Origin of the sequence: Paenibacillus antarcticus (assembly GCF_001637225.1) — a bacterium.
GTDB classification, from domain to species: Bacteria; Bacillota; Bacilli; order Paenibacillales; family Paenibacillaceae; genus Paenibacillus_AQ; species Paenibacillus_AQ antarcticus.
Genome location: NZ_LVJI01000012.1, coordinates 89,666 through 109,802, shown reverse-complemented (window position 1 = coordinate 109,802; position 20,137 = coordinate 89,666). Strand labels below are relative to the sequence as shown.

At 39.3% G+C, this 20,137-nt stretch carries 17 protein-coding genes; 14 read left to right on the top strand and 3 right to left on the bottom strand.

Annotation, left to right across the window (positions count from 1 at the left end):
- The 3 genes from PBAT_RS24695 to PBAT_RS08535 all read left to right on the top strand — a co-directional run.
- A partial coding sequence (locus PBAT_RS24695) for an IS3 family transposase (protein WP_157091304.1) occupies positions 1–95 on the top strand: 95 nt, incomplete at its 5' end.
- Positions 96–355: 260 nt separating this feature from the next.
- A complete protein-coding gene (locus tag PBAT_RS08540) occupies positions 356–4,291 on the top strand; it encodes a response regulator (protein ID WP_068648514.1) in 3,936 nt (1,311 codons plus the stop codon).
- Between the two features lie 24 nt (positions 4,292–4,315).
- The gene (locus tag PBAT_RS08535; RefSeq protein ID WP_068648513.1) at positions 4,316–6,328 is read left to right on the top strand and encodes a response regulator; all 2,013 of its coding nucleotides are present in this window, start codon (positions 4,316–4,318) and stop codon (positions 6,326–6,328) included.
- 93 nt (positions 6,329–6,421) lie between these two features.
- Here the strand turns inward: PBAT_RS08535 and thiD are convergent, their stop codons facing one another.
- Complete coding sequence (thiD, locus tag PBAT_RS08530) at positions 6,422–7,234, bottom strand: bifunctional hydroxymethylpyrimidine kinase/phosphomethylpyrimidine kinase (RefSeq protein ID WP_068648511.1); 813 nt, start codon at positions 7,232–7,234, stop codon at positions 6,422–6,424.
- A gap of 247 nt (positions 7,235–7,481) precedes the next feature.
- Here thiD and PBAT_RS08525 point away from each other — a divergent pair, with 247 nt between their 5' ends.
- Both PBAT_RS08525 and PBAT_RS08520 read left to right on the top strand, forming a co-directional pair.
- Positions 7,482–7,883 (top strand): CidA/LrgA family protein, encoded by a 402-nt coding sequence (locus PBAT_RS08525; protein WP_068648510.1) that lies wholly within the window; start codon positions 7,482–7,484, stop codon positions 7,881–7,883.
- Positions 7,883–8,575 (top strand): LrgB family protein, encoded by a 693-nt coding sequence (locus PBAT_RS08520; RefSeq protein WP_068648509.1) that lies wholly within the window; start codon positions 7,883–7,885, stop codon positions 8,573–8,575. Before PBAT_RS08525 ends, PBAT_RS08520 begins: the two co-directional genes overlap by 1 nt.
- Here the strand turns inward: PBAT_RS08520 and PBAT_RS08515 are convergent.
- Positions 8,547–8,891: an iron-sulfur cluster biosynthesis family protein gene (locus PBAT_RS08515; RefSeq protein ID WP_068648508.1), complete on the bottom strand. Its 345-nt coding sequence runs from the start codon at positions 8,889–8,891 to the stop codon at positions 8,547–8,549. The genes PBAT_RS08520 and PBAT_RS08515 overlap by 29 nt on opposite strands.
- A gap of 152 nt (positions 8,892–9,043) precedes the next feature.
- On the opposite strand from PBAT_RS08515, the gene PBAT_RS08510 reads away from it, so the two are divergent.
- The 7 genes from PBAT_RS08510 (at position 9,044) to PBAT_RS08480 (ending at position 17,999) form a co-directional block, all read left to right on the top strand.
- Positions 9,044–9,613 (top strand): TetR/AcrR family transcriptional regulator, encoded by a 570-nt coding sequence (locus PBAT_RS08510; RefSeq protein WP_068648507.1) that lies wholly within the window; start codon positions 9,044–9,046, stop codon positions 9,611–9,613.
- Between the two features lie 129 nt (positions 9,614–9,742).
- On the top strand, positions 9,743–12,853 hold the full coding sequence (locus PBAT_RS08505; RefSeq protein ID WP_068648505.1) for an MMPL family transporter: 3,111 nt from the start codon (positions 9,743–9,745) through the stop codon (positions 12,851–12,853).
- A 231-nt stretch (positions 12,854–13,084) separates the two neighbouring features.
- Positions 13,085–14,695: a catalase gene (locus tag PBAT_RS08500; protein WP_246168867.1), complete on the top strand. Its 1,611-nt coding sequence runs from the start codon at positions 13,085–13,087 to the stop codon at positions 14,693–14,695.
- A 209-nt stretch (positions 14,696–14,904) separates the two neighbouring features.
- A complete protein-coding gene (locus tag PBAT_RS08495) occupies positions 14,905–15,939 on the top strand; it encodes a TIR domain-containing protein (protein WP_068648500.1) in 1,035 nt (344 codons plus the stop codon).
- Positions 15,932–16,183 (top strand): hypothetical protein, encoded by a 252-nt coding sequence (locus PBAT_RS08490; protein WP_068648498.1) that lies wholly within the window; start codon positions 15,932–15,934, stop codon positions 16,181–16,183. The genes PBAT_RS08495 and PBAT_RS08490 overlap by 8 nt, the downstream gene beginning before the upstream one ends.
- 92 nt (positions 16,184–16,275) lie before the next feature.
- Positions 16,276–16,902 (top strand): SGNH/GDSL hydrolase family protein, encoded by a 627-nt coding sequence (locus tag PBAT_RS08485; protein ID WP_068648497.1) that lies wholly within the window; start codon positions 16,276–16,278, stop codon positions 16,900–16,902.
- A 68-nt stretch (positions 16,903–16,970) separates the two neighbouring features.
- On the top strand, positions 16,971–17,999 hold the full coding sequence (locus PBAT_RS08480) for a Gfo/Idh/MocA family protein (RefSeq protein ID WP_068648495.1): 1,029 nt from the start codon (positions 16,971–16,973) through the stop codon (positions 17,997–17,999).
- A gap of 93 nt (positions 18,000–18,092) precedes the next feature.
- Here PBAT_RS08480 and PBAT_RS08475 read toward each other — a convergent pair whose 3' ends face one another.
- Positions 18,093–18,338, bottom strand: a complete 246-nt coding sequence (locus PBAT_RS08475; RefSeq protein WP_068648493.1) for a helix-turn-helix domain-containing protein — start codon at positions 18,336–18,338, stop codon at positions 18,093–18,095.
- A 232-nt stretch (positions 18,339–18,570) separates the two neighbouring features.
- Between PBAT_RS08475 and PBAT_RS08470 the strand changes: the two genes are divergently transcribed.
- Complete coding sequence (locus tag PBAT_RS08470; protein ID WP_084402907.1) at positions 18,571–19,323, top strand: YveK family protein; 753 nt, start codon at positions 18,571–18,573, stop codon at positions 19,321–19,323.
- Entirely contained in the window at positions 19,304–19,993 is a 690-nt protein-coding gene (locus tag PBAT_RS08465; protein WP_068648489.1) for a CpsD/CapB family tyrosine-protein kinase, read from the top strand. Before PBAT_RS08470 ends, PBAT_RS08465 begins: the two co-directional genes overlap by 20 nt.
- Positions 19,994–20,137: the final 144 nt, after the last annotated feature.

Sequence of the window (20,137 nt, the reverse complement as noted above, 5' to 3'; positions counted from 1 at the left end):
CCGTTAAGCAGTACATCCATTTCTACAACCATGAACGCTTTCAAAAGAAACTAAACAACCTGAGCCCCTACGAATACAGGACTCAGGCTGCTTAAATATTGCTTTTTGTTAATTGTCTACTTGACAGGGGTCACTTCAAAGTGAGCGGGTTCTTTTCTTTCGAAAAAAATGCGTTAGAGCATTATTGGCATCAATGCCTACGAAATAGGATTTGGTTGAATAGCAATCATAGAGATTCATTTATATCTTTGTTGCTAATGAATGTGTTACCCTTCTTATATAGAGACTATATTTGGAAACAGAGTAAGAAATGATAGAATATGGTTTGCTAGAGCGAGAAAAGAGGGTATATGGAATGTTGTGGATGAAGAATTTGAAGATGAACACAAAGCTAATGGTGATGGTTCTAATTCCCATGATTGGATTGTTATATTTCTCTGTTACAGCGGTTGTTACCCAATTTAACGATCGGGCGGAGTTAAGTCAAATAGAAAGTAAGACCAATCTTGTAGTACAGGCTTTAGACGTAATCCATGAGCTTCAGAAGGAACAGGCCACGGTATCAAGTTATTATGCTGATCCATCGGAACTTATGCGGAGTAATATGCTTGGTCAACGACAGATTTCGAATCAAAGTATCGGTAATCTTAAGGAATATGTACTAACTTTTTCGAAAAGTGAACTGGACTACACCATGGAGAATAATCTAATGCGTGCCATAGGAAAGTTGGATAAGCTTGATGATCAACGGGATTTAATCGACAATCACACATTGGATGAGACAGCGATTCTTGCGTACTATGATGATACGTTTGGATCGTTTTTTAATGTGATAGATCAAATAAAAATTACGAGTTCGAATATAGAAATCGCAAGCATGCTTACAGCATTTCAGAGCTTTTCCAAAAGCAAATTTATATTGAGCCAAGAGCGAGTCCTGATTTCTCGTATTTTATATGTAAATCCAATAAAAGAGACGGATAAGAATAACCTACTGTTATTGGAAAAAGAACGAGAGCTTGATTTCAGCAGATTTGTTGCGAATGCGTATCCGAATTGGCTTAGTCTACATAAGTCGGTCGTGAAAGGGCAAGTCGTTAATGAGGTAAATCGTATTCGACTTCTTGTGTTGGACGCTGTTAATGGAAAGAATTCAAGTGTAGATCCACAGTATTGGTACCAACAGTCAACGGATGAGATTGATCTAATGAAGCAAGTGGAAGATGAATTCGGAGTAAGTATAGCAAGCCAAATAGAACAAAGTAGGGGGCAAGAGTTTGGCGGGTTCGTCTTTATAATTCTACTTAATTTGCTAATTATATTCGTGTCTCTCTCTTTGCTCATACAAGTATGGTTTACCTTCCATGAAATGATAGCCGAGAAAGAAAGACAATATTGGTTAAAGGCTGGGCTGGCTCGTTTGACAGAACTTTCATTAGGAATGACAGACTTGAAGAAGTTAGGGAAAATGCTTATTTCTGAAATTTCTGAATTGATCGAAGTAGGACAAGGTGCATTTTATGTAAAAGAGACCGGGAAAAACTCCGAGCATATCGATGATTTTATCTTGCTGGGCAGCTATGCCTATATCGAAAGGGAAAATGTTTCACAACGTTTTCGACTAGGAGAAGGATTGATCGGACAATGTGCATTGGAGAAGAAACCTATTTTGTTAACTCAAGTACCGAATGATTATATTCAGATCAGTTCGGGCCTTGGGGAAGGAAAACCTCTTACCATTCTTGTGATGCCAATTATTTTCGAAGAAGAGGTTGTAGCCGTAATAGAACTAGCTTCCTTTAAAGCATTCACACCGACACAACATAATCTACTGGAATTATTGTCCACATCCTTAGGGGTTATTATTAATAGTGCTGCAAGCCGTCAGCGTACGGAAGAATCTCTATTAGAGACACAGCTTCTTGCTGAAAAAGCATTATTATTAGCCGAGGAAGCACAAATTCAACAAGAAGAATTACGGAAATCGAATGAAGAGTTAGAAGAACAGACTCACATGTTGAAGTTATCTGAAGAGAAATTGAAGCTTCAAAGTGAGGAATTACAAGTAATTAACGATGAGATGGCTGTCAAAACAAAACGTTTGGAAATGCAAACCATGGATATCGTCAAACAGAATGAAATGATTCAATTGTCGAAGGATGATCTTGAGGTGAAAGCGAACGAATTGGAGTTAGCGAGTAATTACAAGTCAGAATTCTTAGCGAACATGTCCCACGAGTTAAGGACACCACTTAACAGCTTGCTGATCTTGGCGAAACTCCTGGCTAATAACTTGGAGGGGAATTTGACGGGAGATCAGATTGAGTCAGCACAAATTATTCATAGTGGCGGTCTGAATTTGTTGACACTCATTAATGATATTTTGGATTTATCAAAGGTAGAGGCCGGGAAACTAAATGTTATACCAGAAGAAGTGAAGCTTGAATCCATTTTCCACAACCTCAAATATCAATTCAATGTTATTTCACAGGAGAAAGGTCTACAGTTCGAACTGCAGATAGAAGAAGGCACCCCGTGGAGCATTAGAACGGATGGACAGCGTACAGAACAAATACTAACTAATTTCCTGTCTAATGCATTTAAATTCACTTCCACTGGAACGGTATCTTTACGGGTCTGTCGACCGGGAGAGAATGTCCAATTTGTAAATAAGGCGCTCGGCGTAAATAATACTTTGGCGTTTATCGTAACGGACTCGGGCATCGGAATCGCACCGAATAAACAAAAGGCGATTTTTGAATCGTTTCAGCAAGCGGATGGCTCCACAAGCCGTAAATACGGAGGAACTGGATTGGGGTTAACCATTTCTCGGGAGCTAGCGAAGCTTCTTGGTGGCGAAATCCAACTGGTGAGTCAAGAGGGGATAGGGAGCACGTTTACTTTAATCCTGCCGCTTGATATGGAGAATATCTCGTCAACGGGTGATTCGATAAACGGTAGGGCATTCTTTAAGGACATCGTTTCTTCCAAGAAGGAATCCTCAGTGAATCATACGGATGAGTTATTATTAGATACAATGGATGATAAGAATATGACCCCACAAAGGATTAAAATTTTCATTGCTGACGACCGCAAAGAAATAGAACCTCATCAAAATGAGAGAGTGATCTTAATTGTTGAAGACGATAAGAATTTTGCGAAGATATTGTTGCATCTATCCAAGACGAAGGGCTTCAAATGTATCGTAGCGGAAGATGGATTCAGCGGTCTTCAGTTAATAAAGAAATATATGCCTAGTGCTGTATTACTAGATCTAGATCTTCCTGATATGAGTGGACTAAAGATGCTTGACTTACTTAAGTATGATAGTGAAACACGGCATATTCCTGTTCATATCATCACGGGCAAAGAAGAAAGAGAAGCTTCGCTTGAGAGAGGGGCAGTTAGTTTTCTCTCGAAACCGGTAAGTATCATTGACTTGGATTCTATTTTCACTAGGATTGATGTCATTATAAATGAACGTATTAAACAGGTGCTTGTCATTGAGGATGATATCCATAATCAGAAGGCAATTTATGAAATGTTGAAGAATAAAAAAATTGAGATTCATTGTGTAAATACTGGAGCTGAGGGTTTAGGAAGATTACGATTGCAAGACTATGATTGTATGATTCTCGATTTGAAACTTCCTGACATGACAGGTTTTGAATTACTATCAAGACTCGAAGAATCGAAAGAAACACATATACCGCCGATTATTATCAACACAGGTAAAGAATTGACAGAAGCGGAATATAATGAATTACATCAGTTCACGGATAGCATTGTTATCAAAGGTGCTTATTCTCAGGAGCACTTATTGAAAGAAGTTTCATTGTTCTTGCATAACGTAAATATTTCATTCCCATTTGAACAGCGCCAAAGGGATCGTATGTTGCGAGATGCAGATAATACGCTAAGAGGTAAGAAAATATTGTTAGTGGATGATGATTTACGAAATACATTTGCGATGTCCAAGGTGCTACAACATTACGAAATGGACGTGTTTATGGCGGACAATGGCAAGCTTGCTTTGGAAATGCTGGATCAGGTGGCGGGAATTGAGTTGGTTATTATGGATATCATGATGCCAGTCATGGATGGCTACGAAGCCATGCGGAGGATTCGTGAGAACCCTCAGTTCAATAAGCTACCCATTATCGCGTTAACGGCAAATGCCATGGTGGGTGACCGTGAGAAATGTATTGATGGAGGCGCCAATGATTATATGACGAAGCCAATAGATACGGACAATCTCCTATCTTTGATACGAGTATGGCTGCTTAATTAAGTGTGAAAAGAAAGGAGGGTACCTATGCCTAATATGGCTGTAAAGGAAAAGTTAATCGCCAAAATACTAGTCGTAGATGATCGAGAAGAAAATTTATATGCGATGGAAAAAATATTAAATACGTTGGATTGTGAATTTCACAAAGCGCACTCTGGTATGGAAGCCTTAGGTTTAGCGCTTCGGCATGATTTTGCATTATTATTACTTGATGTAAATATGCCTGAAATGAACGGATTTGAGCTTGCTGAGATTCTCCGTGGTAATAAGAAGACCAAACTTATCCCGATTATATTTGTAACGGCTATCGACAAAGAAGACGCTAGTGTATATAAAGGTTATGAAACAGGAGCGGTCGATTTCTTATTCAAACCGGTAAATACAGATATTTTACTAAGTAAGGTGAAGGTATTTATTGAATTGGATCTACAAAAAAAAGAATTAGAAGCGATCAAAGCTGAACTGGAACAAAGTAATAAGGGGTTGGAACGATTTAGGGACGCAGCAACCTTGTTCGAACATCATCCAGATCTTATATATTCGTTAGACTTACTTGGGAATTATATGTCAATCAACCCAGCTTTCGAGCAAATAATGGGGATAACAAGTGCTGAAATCAAGCAGCGAAAGTTAAATTTCCGAACGGTTACCTCCCCCAATCATTTACAGAGCACGGAACACTATTTCAAAGAATCATTGAATGGCATTGTACAGCGGTATGAAACACAGGAGATGAATGCCTATGGCGATACCTTTATCTATGACGTCATTAATATTCCTATCGTTATTGGAGTAAAAGTTGTCGGTGTTTACGTTATTGCTAGAGATATCACGAAGCGCAAAGGGTTGGATCGGGATCTATTGCAGGCGAAAGAAGAGGCGGAAAGTGCCCTGCGCGTCAAATCTGAATTTCTAGCCATGATGAGCCATGAGATTCGTACACCTATGAATGGGGTTATTGGGATGACAGACTTACTTCTCGAACTGGATCTTGATCCTGAACAAAGAAGATTTGCTGGAATTATACATAACAGTGCGGATGCACTCATGTCTTTAATTAACGACATTTTGGATTTCTCCAAAATGGAATCTGGCAAAATGGAAATAGAAGAGGAACCGCTTGAGTTACAGTCCTTGCTCCATGAAACGTTTGAATTATTTACTGCAGCTACCTTGGAACGAGATTTGAAAATGGAGTATTATATCGATGCAGAGATTCCTGAGCTCATTGTTGGTGACGCCACACGACTTCGACAAGTATTAATAAACGTTATTGGTAACGCTGTTAAATTTACGAAGAGCGGTGGAATTTATGTAACGGTTAATCCAATATCACTTCCAAATGGTGCTTTAGAGATTGAGTTCGTTATTAAGGATAGCGGTATTGGTATTCCTCCTCTTAAGATGGTGGATTTGTTCAAGCCGTTCTCTCAATTAGATTCTTCAATGGCACGTAAGTATGGTGGTACTGGACTTGGATTAGCAATTTGTAAAACCCTTGTTGAATTAATGGGCGGGCATATTCATGCGCAAGAAGATGTGAAGAACGGTGCAATCTTTATTTTTACAATTAGAACAACGTCCTTTTTCTTATCTGAATCTACATCGCAGATTCAGATAGAAAAAGAGGATACAACAATCATTCATAAAATCACTTCTTCGACTGACAAATTACACATTCTAGTAGCAGAAGACAATCCGATACACCAAATGTTGATGGAACGTATTTTGTATAAATTAGGGCATACCTTTGATTGTGCGAAGAATGGTCATGAGGTGATGAATTTGCTCGGGCGCTCATCATATGATCTCATCTTTATGGATCTCCAAATGCCGGAAATGGACGGATTTGAGACGACACGATTGATTGTAGAGGAAATACCGAAACAGGTCAGACCTGATATCATAGCTGTGACTTCAAGGTTATCAGAGAACGATAAAGATCAATGTTTGTCCTTAGGTATGATAGATTTCATTAATAAACCAATTAAAATAAGTACGATCGAAGACGTATTGGAGCGCTGTCTTCAAACGCAATAGTGATGGCTGATCAATAAAAATGGCAGTCCAGAGGGCTTATTAAGCCTCTAGACTGCCATTGTTTCTTATTGATACAAATCGTAATAAATTATTCTACTGCTCCAAGCGATATCCGCCATGGAAGACAGGTCCTACATATTCATTGAATGCAAAACCGTTCCGAATGGCAGCTAAGACGAAATCTTTTGCCTTCGCAATTGCCTCATCTACCGATAGACCATTCGCAAGGCCACCTGCGATCGCAGCGGCAAAGGTACATCCTGCTCCATGATTTGTTGCAGGCTCAATTTTGTCTGCTGTAAAGATCGTATAATCAGAGCCATTAAAGAAGACATCTACCGCTTGATCTCCGTCTAGCGACTTGCCACCTTTAACGACAACATTACTTGCTCCTAGTTCATGAATTAGGCGCGCAGCTTCTTTCATTTCTTCAATTGTAGTGAGTTTACCAAGACCCGACAGGACACCGGCTTCAAATAGATTAGGTGTGACTACTGTTGCTAATGGAAGTAGTAAATCGCGGATGGCATGAGCACTCTCAGGATTCAGAACTTCGTCTTCTCCCTTACATACCATGACCGGATCAATGACTACATTGGTCTGGCGATTATTCTTAATGGCTTTCTCAGTTACTTGAACAATTTCAACACTTCCGAGCATACCTGTCTTCATGGCATCAACGGGCCCACCTGCGAATATAGTCTTCAGTTGTTCTGCAACAATAGCCGCATCAATTGGATATACATTGTGGTGCCAGCCGTTGTCTGGATCCATCGTAACAATGGTTGTCAGTGCGCTGAAACCGTAAGTTCCATATTCTTCAAAAGTTTTCAAATCTGCTTGAATGCCTGCGCCTCCGCTCGAGTCACTTCCGGCAATAGTTAAGGTTTTAATAATTTTGGTCAATGGTAACGTCCCCTTTGTCTATATCTGAATTGAAAAAAAAGCGATGTGAATTGATTATAACAAAAATTTGTACTTATTTAACTATTACAGTAACCAAAATATCTTTTTTTATTGATAGATGATGTATTTTCATACGATATACATAAAAACGATTGAAAAAATCATGAAAACTCTGTTACGCTGTTAGAGTTCGTGTTATTTAACTAATAAAAAATTATACGCTCATTAATGAAGGGAATTCAACATCATGAAAATCATTCGAATCATTATTCAAGTTGGATTATTATATTTGTTTTATCTGGTTGGCGATTATATACAGAAGCTACTTCATATCCCGATTCCAGGAAGCATTGTAGGGTTGCTTCTGCTCTTTATGCTGTTATTATGCAAGGTAATCCCAGTGAGATGGATCGAGCATGGTTCGAGCGCAATTTTAACGTATCTACCGTTATTTTTCATTCCTGCTACGGCAGGTATTGTGGATCATTTGGGCATTTTCAGTGGAAAAGGCTTACTATTAATCGTTATCATCGTCGTAAGTACGGTATTGACGATTGGTGCTGCTGCACATTCAAGTCAATGGTTGACAGGATGGAAGAACAGAAGAAGTAATGTGAGTGAGAGTATGGCTAAGGGGGACATTGAATAATGACCATGGTTATGACTGCCGTAGCAATTGTTCTTATGAATGTAAGCATTTATGTTGTGATGTCGATGATGTATAGACGATTTCACATTCCCGTGCTTATGCCTGCGCTAACAGCCTCTTTTGCTGTTGTTGTCCTGTTATTGTATTTCAAGATTCCCTATGATACGTATATGATTGGTGGCCAATGGATTAGCCAACTACTGGGGCCAGCGGTCGTCTCATTAGCCTATCCTCTATATAAGCAGCGCTATGTTCTCCGTCGTAATCTTCCCATTATCTTAGGTGGAACTCTTATGGGCCTTCTTGTAGGGATGTTCAGTGGGATATTCATGGCAATTGCTTTAGGATTCCCGAAAATATACGTGCTTTCTTTATTACCCAAATCGATTACTACGCCGGTAGCAATTCAAATATCGCGTAATTTGGGCGGAGAATCGTCCTTAACATCTGTTTTTGTGATGATAGCCGGATTTACGGGAGCCATTGGAGGACCTTATATATTAAAGCTATTTCGAATTAAAGGTGAAGTTGGCATCGGTATTGGACTCGGGACGGCTTCTCACGCACTAGGTACAGCGAAAGCGATGGAATACGGTGAGGAGTCCGTCTCGATGAGCTCGGTAGCGATGACAGTATGTGCAATTGCGGGTTCATGTGTAGCTCCTATAATAACTTGGATGTTGTATCATTAACGCGCATATCTCTTGTCTTCACATTACTACTATAAATGGTTGAATCGCTAGATAGTTTGTATGAAGGATAGTTACGCTCCACGTCAAGGATCATCAACTCTTCATAGAAGATAGCTTGCTGAGCATTAATGATAAATGGAAGAGAGCCAGCATCGATTTCAATATCCCCGTTGTCTGGTTCGTCTGTGATCAATAACACCGTTATTCCGTCGCAGCCACATCCATCTGTATCAAAAAAAAATTTGAAGAATCCTGGTTGATTCCCAAGGGATTCTTTTAATTTCTGTTGCGCTAAAGGTGTGATTTGTATCTTCATAGGATATGCTCGCTCCTCAAAAAATGGTTTGGAATTCTATTATACTATAGTATTCGCTACATAACGTAAGACAAACAGAAGTGATTTTGACATTGGATTCATTTGGATATAGAATGAATGAATATTCATTCCGAAAAACTGGAGGTGGCTACATGGCAAGTAATAAACGAGAGGATATTCTGAACGCAGCAATACTCTTATTCGCTGAAAGGGGATATGATGCTACAACGGTGCCTAAGATCGCAGATAAAGCCCAAGTAGGAGCAGGTACGATTTATCGCTATTTTGAGAATAAAGAAGCGCTAGTAAACGCTCTATTTCAAGAGTGCATTCACAAGTTCTTAGAAGCATTCAAATCAACCAAACCGGAATCTACGACGGATGTACGCCAACAATTTCATGTGCTATTCCACGTCATGGTTGATTATGCGGAGAATAATACACATGAGCTTCATTTCATTGATACGCATTGTAGTGGGCATTATCTAGATGAAAAAAGTAAACAAATATTTCAAGATTTTCTCGATTTTCTAAAAAACTTTATTGAACATGGTAAAGAACAAGGTGTTCTGTGTCTATTACCATCGGATGCGCTGATCGCAATTGTGTATGGTGCATTCTCACACTTATTTAAGTTAATTCGAATAGGTGTTATTCAAGAGAGTACAGAACTTCTGGATAGTATAGAAGAATGTTGTTGGAATGCGATAAGAATCCATTGATCCTTATCATTTGTCATCATAGGAATGAATATTCATTCCTACATCATTTCCTTTATAAACGAAACGGTAAGGGAACTTTATTACAAATAATAAATATGATTATCATTTTTAGAAAGTAGGTTAGATGAGATGAAAAGGATTAAGAATTGGAGATTAACTTCCCTTATACTTTGGATAGTGATTACGGTTGTGATTGTTATAACGATGCCTGACATGAACCAGTTAGTAAGAGATAAGGGACAAATCACGATATCTGATACGGCACCAAGTGTCGTGGCTCAAGCTATGATCGATGAGATGAGTATAGAGAGTGGAGGAACCTATCAGATTATTGCTGTATTTAACAGTGGTACAGAAGATAAATTAACGGGCCAACAGAAAACACACATTGAGGATGTCATTAGTGCTCTGAAAGAGAAGCAGGCACAGCTTGGGGTTACGGATATTGTGTCTCACATGGATAATGAACAGACGGAAGCTCAATTGTTATCTAAGGATCAGACGACGATATTAACACAAATTGCGGTTAACAAGGATCAGGGAACGATCTCAGAAGTAGCAGATCAACTTAAGACTCTCGTACATATGGATGATGTGGATACTTATTTAACGGGTACAGGATTAGTATTAGAAGATTTCTCTCAATCTACACAAGATGGGGTTAAGAAGACAGAGATTATCGCGATTGTATTTATTATTCTCGTATTGATTCTTGTATTCCGTTCACCGGTCGTGCCTTTTGTTTCACTACTATCAGTCGGAGTATCCTATCTTGTATCGATGGGAATCATTGCACACATGGTGGATAAGTTTAACTATCCGTTTTCTAATTTTACACAAGTATTCTTAGTGGTCATTCTATTTGGAATTGGCACGGATTATAATATTCTCCTCTTCACAAGATTTAAGGAAGAACTAAGTAAGCAAGAGAATGTACTTGATGCTGTAAAAGAAACATACAAGGCCTCAGGAAAAACAGTTTTATACAGTGGCTTAGCTGTATTTATCGGGTTTATGGCACTCCTATTAGCAGAATTTAGACTATATCAAGCAAGTTCAGCCGTAGCAATTGGCGTAGCTGTCCTCCTTCTTGTATTAATGACACTGAATCCATTCTTTATGGCGTTGTTAGGCAAGAAGATGTTTTGGCCACTTAAACGTTTTGAAGGTCATGGAGATAGTAAAATATGGGCATTCTTAGCTAAGACGTCTGTTACAAGACCTTTAGTATCTCTTCTGTTTGTTGCTATCATTTGTATTCCTTTTTTAGTGAAGTACAGTGATTCACTTAGCTATAATGATTTACTTGAAGTAGATAATGGGTACGAGTCCAAGCAAGGGATCAATGTGATCGAAGATCATTATTCATTAGGCTTCTCATCACCTTCAGCGCTTGTTATACGATCGGATCAACCTTTAGATAATGCGAAGACTTTACAGGTATTAGATGAATTAGCTGAGACGATTTCTAATGTAGATGGGGTATCGAAAGTATTTACCTCGACTCGTCCAGCAGGTGACAAAATAAGTGAGTTATATATTAATGACCAGGCCAAAGTACTTAATGATGGACTTGGTGACGCCAACGTTGGTGTTGGGAAAATAAATGAGGGTTTATCTTCTGCTGAAGAGAAATTTAATAAGTCAGGAACAAGTGGTGTTGATAACGTACAGAAACTTATCGATGGTACAACTGAAGTGAAGAATGGTGTCTCTGCTCTTGGGGAAGCACTGAATAAGTTAACGAATGGTATGAACGACGGAGCGAAAGGTGCGAAAGAATTAAATGCCGGCTTAGCCTCGATAAACACGAACATGAAAGTGCTATCAAGCTCAACATCTAAATTGCTCGCAGGGTATTCTGAACTTCATGGTGGTTTAGCATCTTTCAGCGAACATTTTAGTACTATCGGTAAAGCGATAGATGGGGCCAGCCAAGGGTATGAACAAATTGAGAAATCTATGACCAACCTGTTGGATACCAACCCTGAACTAAGTGAGAATGTGAATGTCCAGAGCTCTCTTAGGATTGCAACGGGTGGAAAACAGCAATTGGAGGAACTATCAACGAAGTTGAGTGATTTAACGAAAAAGTATGATTCAGCGATTGCGTCATTTAAGGCGGCTAATGCTTCTCTTGAACAAGTGGATGCTGGTTATTCTAAAGTGCAGGCGGGTGTGAATCAGCTGCATGAAGGTTCAGTTATTTTAAAAGAAGGTATTCAAACAGCTGCAAATGGTTCAAGTGAAATGGCGGATAAGATGCCACAACTTGAAACAGGATTAACTCAAATCAATGATGGGCAGCAACAGCTATTATCAGGACTTACTGATTTATCTGACCAGATGGAGACATTACAAACCGGTCTGTCTGAAAGTACGAAAGGACTGGGAGAAGTTAGCGAAGGGTTAATGAATGCTCAAGGCTATTTAAGTGGTCTGAGTGAATCTCAAGCATCAGAAAGGTTCTTTATTCCACAAGATGTATTCCAAAGTGATGATTTCCAGAAGGCGTTAGATATGTATATGTCAGATGATCGAACGATTACGCAAATGAATATTATTCTGGATGTGAACCCGTACTCGAAAGAAGCGATGTCTATCGTTAAGACCTTAAAGCAAACCATATACGCTACTTTAAAAGGTAGTGATTTAAGTGATGCTGAGGTAGCTATCGGTGGGAAGACATCTCAGAATATTGATCTTGAACAGATATCAGGTAGTGACTTTGCTCGTACAGCAACGATTATGTTGATAGGGATAGGAATTGTCCTTATCGTCCTCACGCGCTCGTTGTTAAAACCATTGTTTATCATTGGTTCCTTGATTCTAGCGTACTATACTGCGCTTGGGATGAGTGAATTACTAAGTACTTATATATTCGATGTGGATGCTTTGGGTTGGAATGTGCCATTTTTCAGCTTCATCATGATAGTGGCATTAGGCGTAGATTATAGTATCTTCTTGATGATGCGTTATAAAGAGTTGGAAGATGATTCGACTCAGGCTATTGTGGATGCAGCACGCCATATTGGTGGCGTAGTCATCTCAGCAGCGATTATTCTTGGAGGGACATTTGCCTCCTTAATTCCTTCAGGGGTAATGACACTGATTGAAGTAGCGACTACCGTTATTATAGGACTATTCTTACTAAGTTTCGTGATGTTGCCAATATTAATACCAGCTTTAATAGGTTCCGTTGACCGGTTAAGTAAATGGCGTGAAAAAACAAAGAAATAGTAATTATCTTCTAAATCTATCATCTCAATTGAGGTGGTAGTTTTTTTACTTTATCGTTGGCTATGAATGACACTTTGCATGTTACATTGTTGCATATTTCTCTGAATTGAAGTGCATGATAATTATGACATTTAAAGGAGGTTATGCTAAGTGATGGACGAGGGAAGACGTGGAAGTGATATGCAGGATATTGAGACTTCGGGTACTTCAATCCAAGGCGTGGGAAGCTCCATGGATCCACGAATGGCTACGGGTGAAGACGATACGACACTGACAGACCGTCAAGGGCATCCTATCGATAATAACCAAAGTATGCGTACGGTAGGCAGCCGCGGGCCAACGACGCTAGAGAACTATCACTTTATTGAGAAGATTACTCATTTTGACCGAGAACGTGTTCCTGAACGGGTTGTACATGCACGTGGTGCGGGTGCCCATGGTTTTTTTGAGGCGTACGGAACGGTTGGAAATGAACCAATAGCGAAGTATACCCGAGCGAGTCTATTTCAAGAGAAGGGCAAGGAGACGCCTGTATTCGTCCGATTCTCATCCGTTATTCATGGGAGTCACTCGCCTGAGACGCTACGTGATCCGAGGGGATTTGCAGTTAAGTTTTATACAGATGAGGGTAACTGGGACCTCGTAGGTAACAACTTGAAAGTGTTTTTTATTCGGGATGCGATCAAGTTTCCAGATCTCATTCATGCTTTTAAACCAGATCCAGTTACGAACGTTCAAGATGGGGTACGTATTTTTGACTTTATTATGAATACACCCGAAGCCATGATGATGATTACATTCTTGTTCTCGCCGTGGGGGATTCCAGCCAACTTCCGGCAAATGCAAGGTTCAGGAGTTAATACATATAAATGGGTGAATGCAGATGGGGAAGCTGTTCTGATTAAGTACCATTGGGAGCCTAAACAAGGTATCAAGAACTTAACCCAACAAGAAGCAGAGGATATTCAAGGGAAGAACTTCAATCATGCGACACAAGACTTATATGAAGCAATCAAATCAGGTGATTTCCCAGAATGGGAACTGTGTGTCCAGATCATGAGTGATGATGAGCATCCAGAACTTGATTTCGATCCTCTAGATGACACGAAGCTGTGGCCGACGGATACATTTCCGTTCCTTCCAGTTGGACGGATGGTTCTCAATCGTAATCCGGAGAATTATTTTGCGGAAGTGGAGCAAGTAGCATTTGGTACGGGTGTACTTGTGGATGGACTAGATTTCTCTGATGATAAAATGCTACAAGGACGCACCCTTTCGTATTCGGATACGCAAAGATATCGGGTTGGGCCAAATTACTTACAGTTGCCAATCAATGCTCCGAAGAAGCATATTGCTACGAACCAACGCGATGGACAAATGGCTTATCGTGTGGATAAGGCGCCAGGTCAGAATCCGCATATTAATTATGAACCTTCAACACTAGGAGGTCTTCATGAAGCGACAAAGACAGGTAAGGAGTATACACCATACATCGAGGGTAATTTAGTACGTCAAGTGATTGAACGTACGAATGATTTCAAATATGCGGGTGAACAATATAGGGCATTTGAAGATTGGGAACGCGATGATCTCATTCTCAATCTCGTAGGTACACTGAAACCGGCTCCTCAGCATATTCAACAAGGAATGACGGATTTATTCACGAAGTGTGATCCGGATTATGGACGTAGGGTAGCGGAAGGGTTAGGGCTAAATGATGGTATTCAATCAGGTAAATCAAGTGGATTAGATGCGGAGTTTGGAGCACCCTTAGGAGCAGTTCATACGGAAGAAGGAGTTCAAGAAGCAGAAAGTAAAGGACATTCAGCGGATCCATATTAATATTATAAATGGATGTTGATGAAAGCGAAGAGCCTGTCTTCATTCGGATAATACCGAGAAGACAGGCTCTATTTGTGTATGTCCATAGAGTTCAATATGATAAAGATGGGATTGGAGGAATATTTGTCACATGTACAAACTTCCCTAAAAAATGGTAATAATATATAATGAGAGATAGTGAATTTCTTTAATTTCTCGTAAAGGAGAACATGCCGTTGGCTATCAAAATTATTAAACCTAATTTATTCATTGGATCCTCAAGGGAATCCATAAGATATGCAAGTGCGATTCAGTCGCAAATCGGCAGATTAGTTCAGGTTACACCTTGGTTTGCAGGAACCTTTGGTGCTAATGAGTATACGATGGAATCATTGGAACGTATTTTGGATCAAAGTGATTATGGCATATTTGTATTTTCTCCAGATGACGTTGCACTTATTCGTGGGAAACATGTATTCATTACAAGAGATAATACGATATTTGAAATGGGTTTATTTTGGGGGAAACTAAGAAGGAATCGTGTATTCTGCATCGTTCCGCAAGAAGTCGCACAAAGGGAAGATCTCGTTGCTGGCGTGAATATTGCACAATTTCATTTGCTCTCCGATCTTGCTGGTTTAACAATTTTGGAATATGAATGTCGTAATGATCGTAATTATGAAGCAGCGGTAAATTCCGCTTGCATAAGAATATTAGATATTATTGAACGGGAGAAACATTTTATAGATCCATATGTGCTCCTTAAACAGAAGGAGGAAGAATTACAACGAAAGCAGAGCATTCTTCATTTCTTTTGGGAATTTAATCGTAATGTGACGGTTTCGGAAGATCAGAAATATCATGCATTAAGCGAAGCCGTTCGTAATTCATTCATCTCTCCAGTCCATTGTCGAGTCACAGGTGCAGCCTTCTGGCAAAAGAAAGGGAATGATGGGATTAGACAAGTTGGAGGAAATGTAGGGAGAGGTCGGTTTTATCCATTTAATGTTCAAGAATTGAATCAAATATCACAACCCATTTATGTGCTTGATGTATATAATAGTGGTAAGTGGACGTTCTTTAAACACAAGGAAGTTGCGGACGTATATGTGCTATGCTATCCTTTAGGAAGGGAACACGTTCTCTCTGTGCACATTTCGGGTGTTGAAATGATACCTGAAGATAATCTAGAAGATATTGTTTCTTTTAATGATGAATTACTTCGTACCATAAGGCATTTAGTTGGAGGGGAACACAATGAATAATAACGACAGCTTTCGTCAATCTCATCAAGATTTACCCGCCAGAGGCCCTTGGGTGGCGAAGGATGAAACAATTAGAAATGTAACACTAGCTAGAGGAAGATCAGTATCCCGAGCCAATCGGATGAGTGCTCGTAAATTTCAAGGGAAAGCACTGTTTATAGGTCCTTCTGTTGAAGGAAGCGATAAAGAGTATGTTAAAGTGCTTAGTGGGAATGTAAATGATCACAAACCTTCGTTTGCGTAAATAGTTCATATTCGATGAAGCCCGTTGGAATTGCTCAATAGGCTTTTTTTTACTATCGCAATACATAATCGTTAAGAGAGTGGGGGATTAATTTGACTATCATTGACAATAATGCCATTGTTCTTTTTCAAGGAGATAGTGTTACGGATTGTGGAAGAGACTATTTAAATAAAGGGAGTTTAGGCTCTGGGTATGCTTTTCTAGCCGCTGCTGAAATGGGTCGTAAATACCCAAATAAGAAGATTGAGTTTCTTAATCGAGGAGTCAGTGGTAATCGTGTTATTGATCTTAATCGCAGATGGGAAGAAGATTGTTTACGCTTGAATCCGACGTGGGTGTCTTTATACATTGGTATAAACGAAGTTTGGCGCAGATATGACGATCATGAAATTACTTCTGTTGAAGAGTTCTATGAAGGTTATCGCAAGTTGATTGAACGAACACATGAACATACAGATGCCAAATTGATTTTGGTAGAACCATTTTGTTTACCTATACCGGAAGACCGTAAGGCGTGGAGAGAAGACTTAGATCCCAAGATCCAAGCGATACGTGAGTTAGCACGTGAATTTCATACGTTATATGTTCCATTAGACGGATTGTTCGCGGCAGCAAGTACACAGATTGATCCGGCACACTGGGCGGAAGATGGTGTACATCCAACACCGGCAGGTCACGCACTTATCGCTAAAGCTTGGTTAGATGCAGTGCAAGCGTAAGAATTAATTATTCATACAAATTAACATGACATAATAACATGAATTATTAACTTGAGGAGAGATTATACATGAAAAAATTTAAAGTAGCTATTATTGGATGCGGTAACATTTTCCCCATGCATGCAAGTTCAATACAGTTATCTGATGTTGCAGAACTTGTCGCTGTATGTGATAACAAGGAAGATCGGGCTAAACAAGCTGCGGTTAAATACAATTGTAATTTCTATACGAGTTATGAAGAAATGTTAGATAAAGAAGAAATTGATGTTGTACATATATGTACGCCACATTATTTACACGCACCGATGACGGCGTACGCGGCAAGCAAGGGTAAACATATACTGACAGAGAAACCTATGAGTATAAGTACAGAAGACGCTCGTGAAATGGTGGAACGATGTGAGACTAATGGCGTAACACTAGGAGTCATATTTCAAAATCGCTATAATCCAGGGTCACAGCTGATTAAGAATGCGATTCAAGACGGTAGCTTGGGTCCTGTACTCGGCGCTAAATGTTCGGTAACATGGGACCGATCTGACGAATACTACAGCTTAAGTGATTGGAAAGGTACATGGGAGAAAGAGGGTGGCGGTGTTCTGATTGACCAAGCCATTCATACGATGGACCTGATGCGTTGGTTCGTAGGTGAGGAAATAGAATATGTTGATGCTCAAATTGGTAACCGTGCTCATGAAGCTATTGAAGTTGAAGATAGTGTTGAGGGTGTTATGAAATTTAAGAACGGTATATTTGGTGGATTCTTCGCAATCAATTACTATAGCTATGATGCTCCAGTGGAGATTGAGATTCACTGTGCTAAGGGTGTTGCTAAGATGGTTGCTGAAAAAGCGACAATTAAATACAATGATGGCACAGAAATTTCGAGGGATAAGGATCCTAATGAAGTAGTAGATTATGGCGAAGGTGTGAAAATGTACTGGGGTGTCAGTCATTTGAAACAAATCTCTGATTACTATGAAGCGTTGAAGAATGGACAAATTCCTTATATTGATGGAAAAGAAGCGCTCAAGACACAGGAAATGATCGCTGGAATTTATCAATCAGGCAAAGAAAATAAACGTATATATTTGTAATCTCATGGATTATAAGTTAAATGTAATAAGCTGTCGCTAATATAGCGGCAGCTTATTTTGTTTTGTTATTTTTTTGTTAATGAAATCTAATCCTTATTCTGCATACTCCTGTAATGGCGGATCAACGGTGTTCTGAGATAAATTCTTTCTACCAATCAAATAATCAATTGAAACTTGAAGGATATCTGCTAGTTGTGTAAGTGTTTCGAAGTCTGGGTTTCTTCTGCTTTTCTCATAGTGTGACAATGCCCCTCGGCTGATCCCAATAAGGGTAGATAATTCTTCTTGCGTCCATCCTTTCTGCTCTCGCAATTCTGCAATTCGATTCCCAATCTTCATCCATCTTCCTCCCTAAGCATATCAACCATAATATTCAATAAAGGGTAAAAACAACTTGACATGATACAAATTGTATCGTAAATTAACAATGTACCTTTGATACATTTTGTATCATTATAACTTCAAAGAGCTGCGATATACAACTAGCTAACTGAAAAAAATCAAAGAAAAATGAAAATTAAGATTTTCTCATAGATTTCTATAGAGGAAATAACACGCTTAAGGGGAGATCATGATGGAGCTAAAGTTATTGATAAGCATGATAAGAAAGCGACTGTGGATGATTATCGTATTTGTAATTCTTTGTTCATCGAGTGTTGGAATCTACACTATATACTTTACGACTCCAATATATGAAGCCTCAAGTACACTCATCATTAATAAGTCGAATATGGATAGCGAAGGTAAACCGACACTTGATATGAATCAGATTAATTCTAATATCTTGCTTATCAACTCGTATAAAGTGATTATCAGTTCCGCAACGATTATGGATAAGGTTGTAAAGAGTTATCCGGAATTAAAAGTCTCATCCGAGGATTTGATGGAGCGAATTAAAGTGATCACAACGCAAAACTCTCAAATTATCACATTGCAAATAAGAGATTCAAATTATGAACAGGCCATGCAAATTGTAAATGCGATTGGAAAAGTTTTTAAAGATGAAATCCCTCACATTATGAAAGTGGATAATATCTCAATCTTGGATCTCGCGAAGCCTCAGCTTGATGTGCAACCTGTCAGTCCGAAGGTGAAAATATATATAGTGATAGCATTTGTAGCTTCGCTCATGTTGGCAATAGGGATTGTTTTACTCATCGAGTATTTGGATGACACAATAAAAAATGAACAAGACGTTGAACGTTACTTGGGACTAACTACGTTAGGTACAATTCAAAAAATCAAGAAGAAGGATCTAAGAAAAAGATCAAGAAGTCGATCAAAAGAACAGGCGGGTGAAAAATATGCGTCGGTCAGCCAATAATCCCAAATTAATTATGAATATCAATCGCAGGTCTCCTATATCAGAAGGGTATAGGAATGTGCGGACAAATATTCAATTCTCAAGTTGGAAACATAAGCTTCAAGTGATGGCAGTCACATCAACACAAGCAGGTGAGGGTAAGACGACGACCATTAGCAATCTGGCCGTATCCTATGCCCAAGAAGGAAAGAGAGTGTTACTGATTGATGCGGATCTAAGACATCCTTCGGTACAAGATATTTTTCACTTAACGAATAGCACTGGATTATCCAATATCTTAGCGTATCAATGTTCAGCAGATGAGGTCATTCGGGTCACAGATATAGACCATCTATCGATTATTACTGCGGGGCCCATTCCACCTAATCCGACAGAGTTACTCTCATCAGGCAGATTGCATGAGATTGTTGAAAGTTGGAAGGGAGATTACGACATCATCCTAATAGATACTTCCCCGATTATGGCTGTTGCAGATGGAATTATTGTTGCTTCGATATGCGATGGAGTCATTCTTGTTGTGCAAGCCGGTAAAGTGAAGCAAGAGTATATCCAGAAGTCTAAAGAGAGGTTAGAACACGTGAAGGCACATATCATTGGTGTCGTAATAAATAAGAAAAAGTTAAATAAATCTGAGTCGAATCAATATAACTACTATAGTCATCGGGAATAAACAATAAGCGAATATCATTGTTATTTATAAGGTCATGTCTACTATACCTTTATCACGGTAGACACTCGATCATGCTGTGGGTATGAATGTACCTTAGACGATCATCGTCGGAAGTGTGGTGTGAGGGTGGGTTTAATGCCCCTA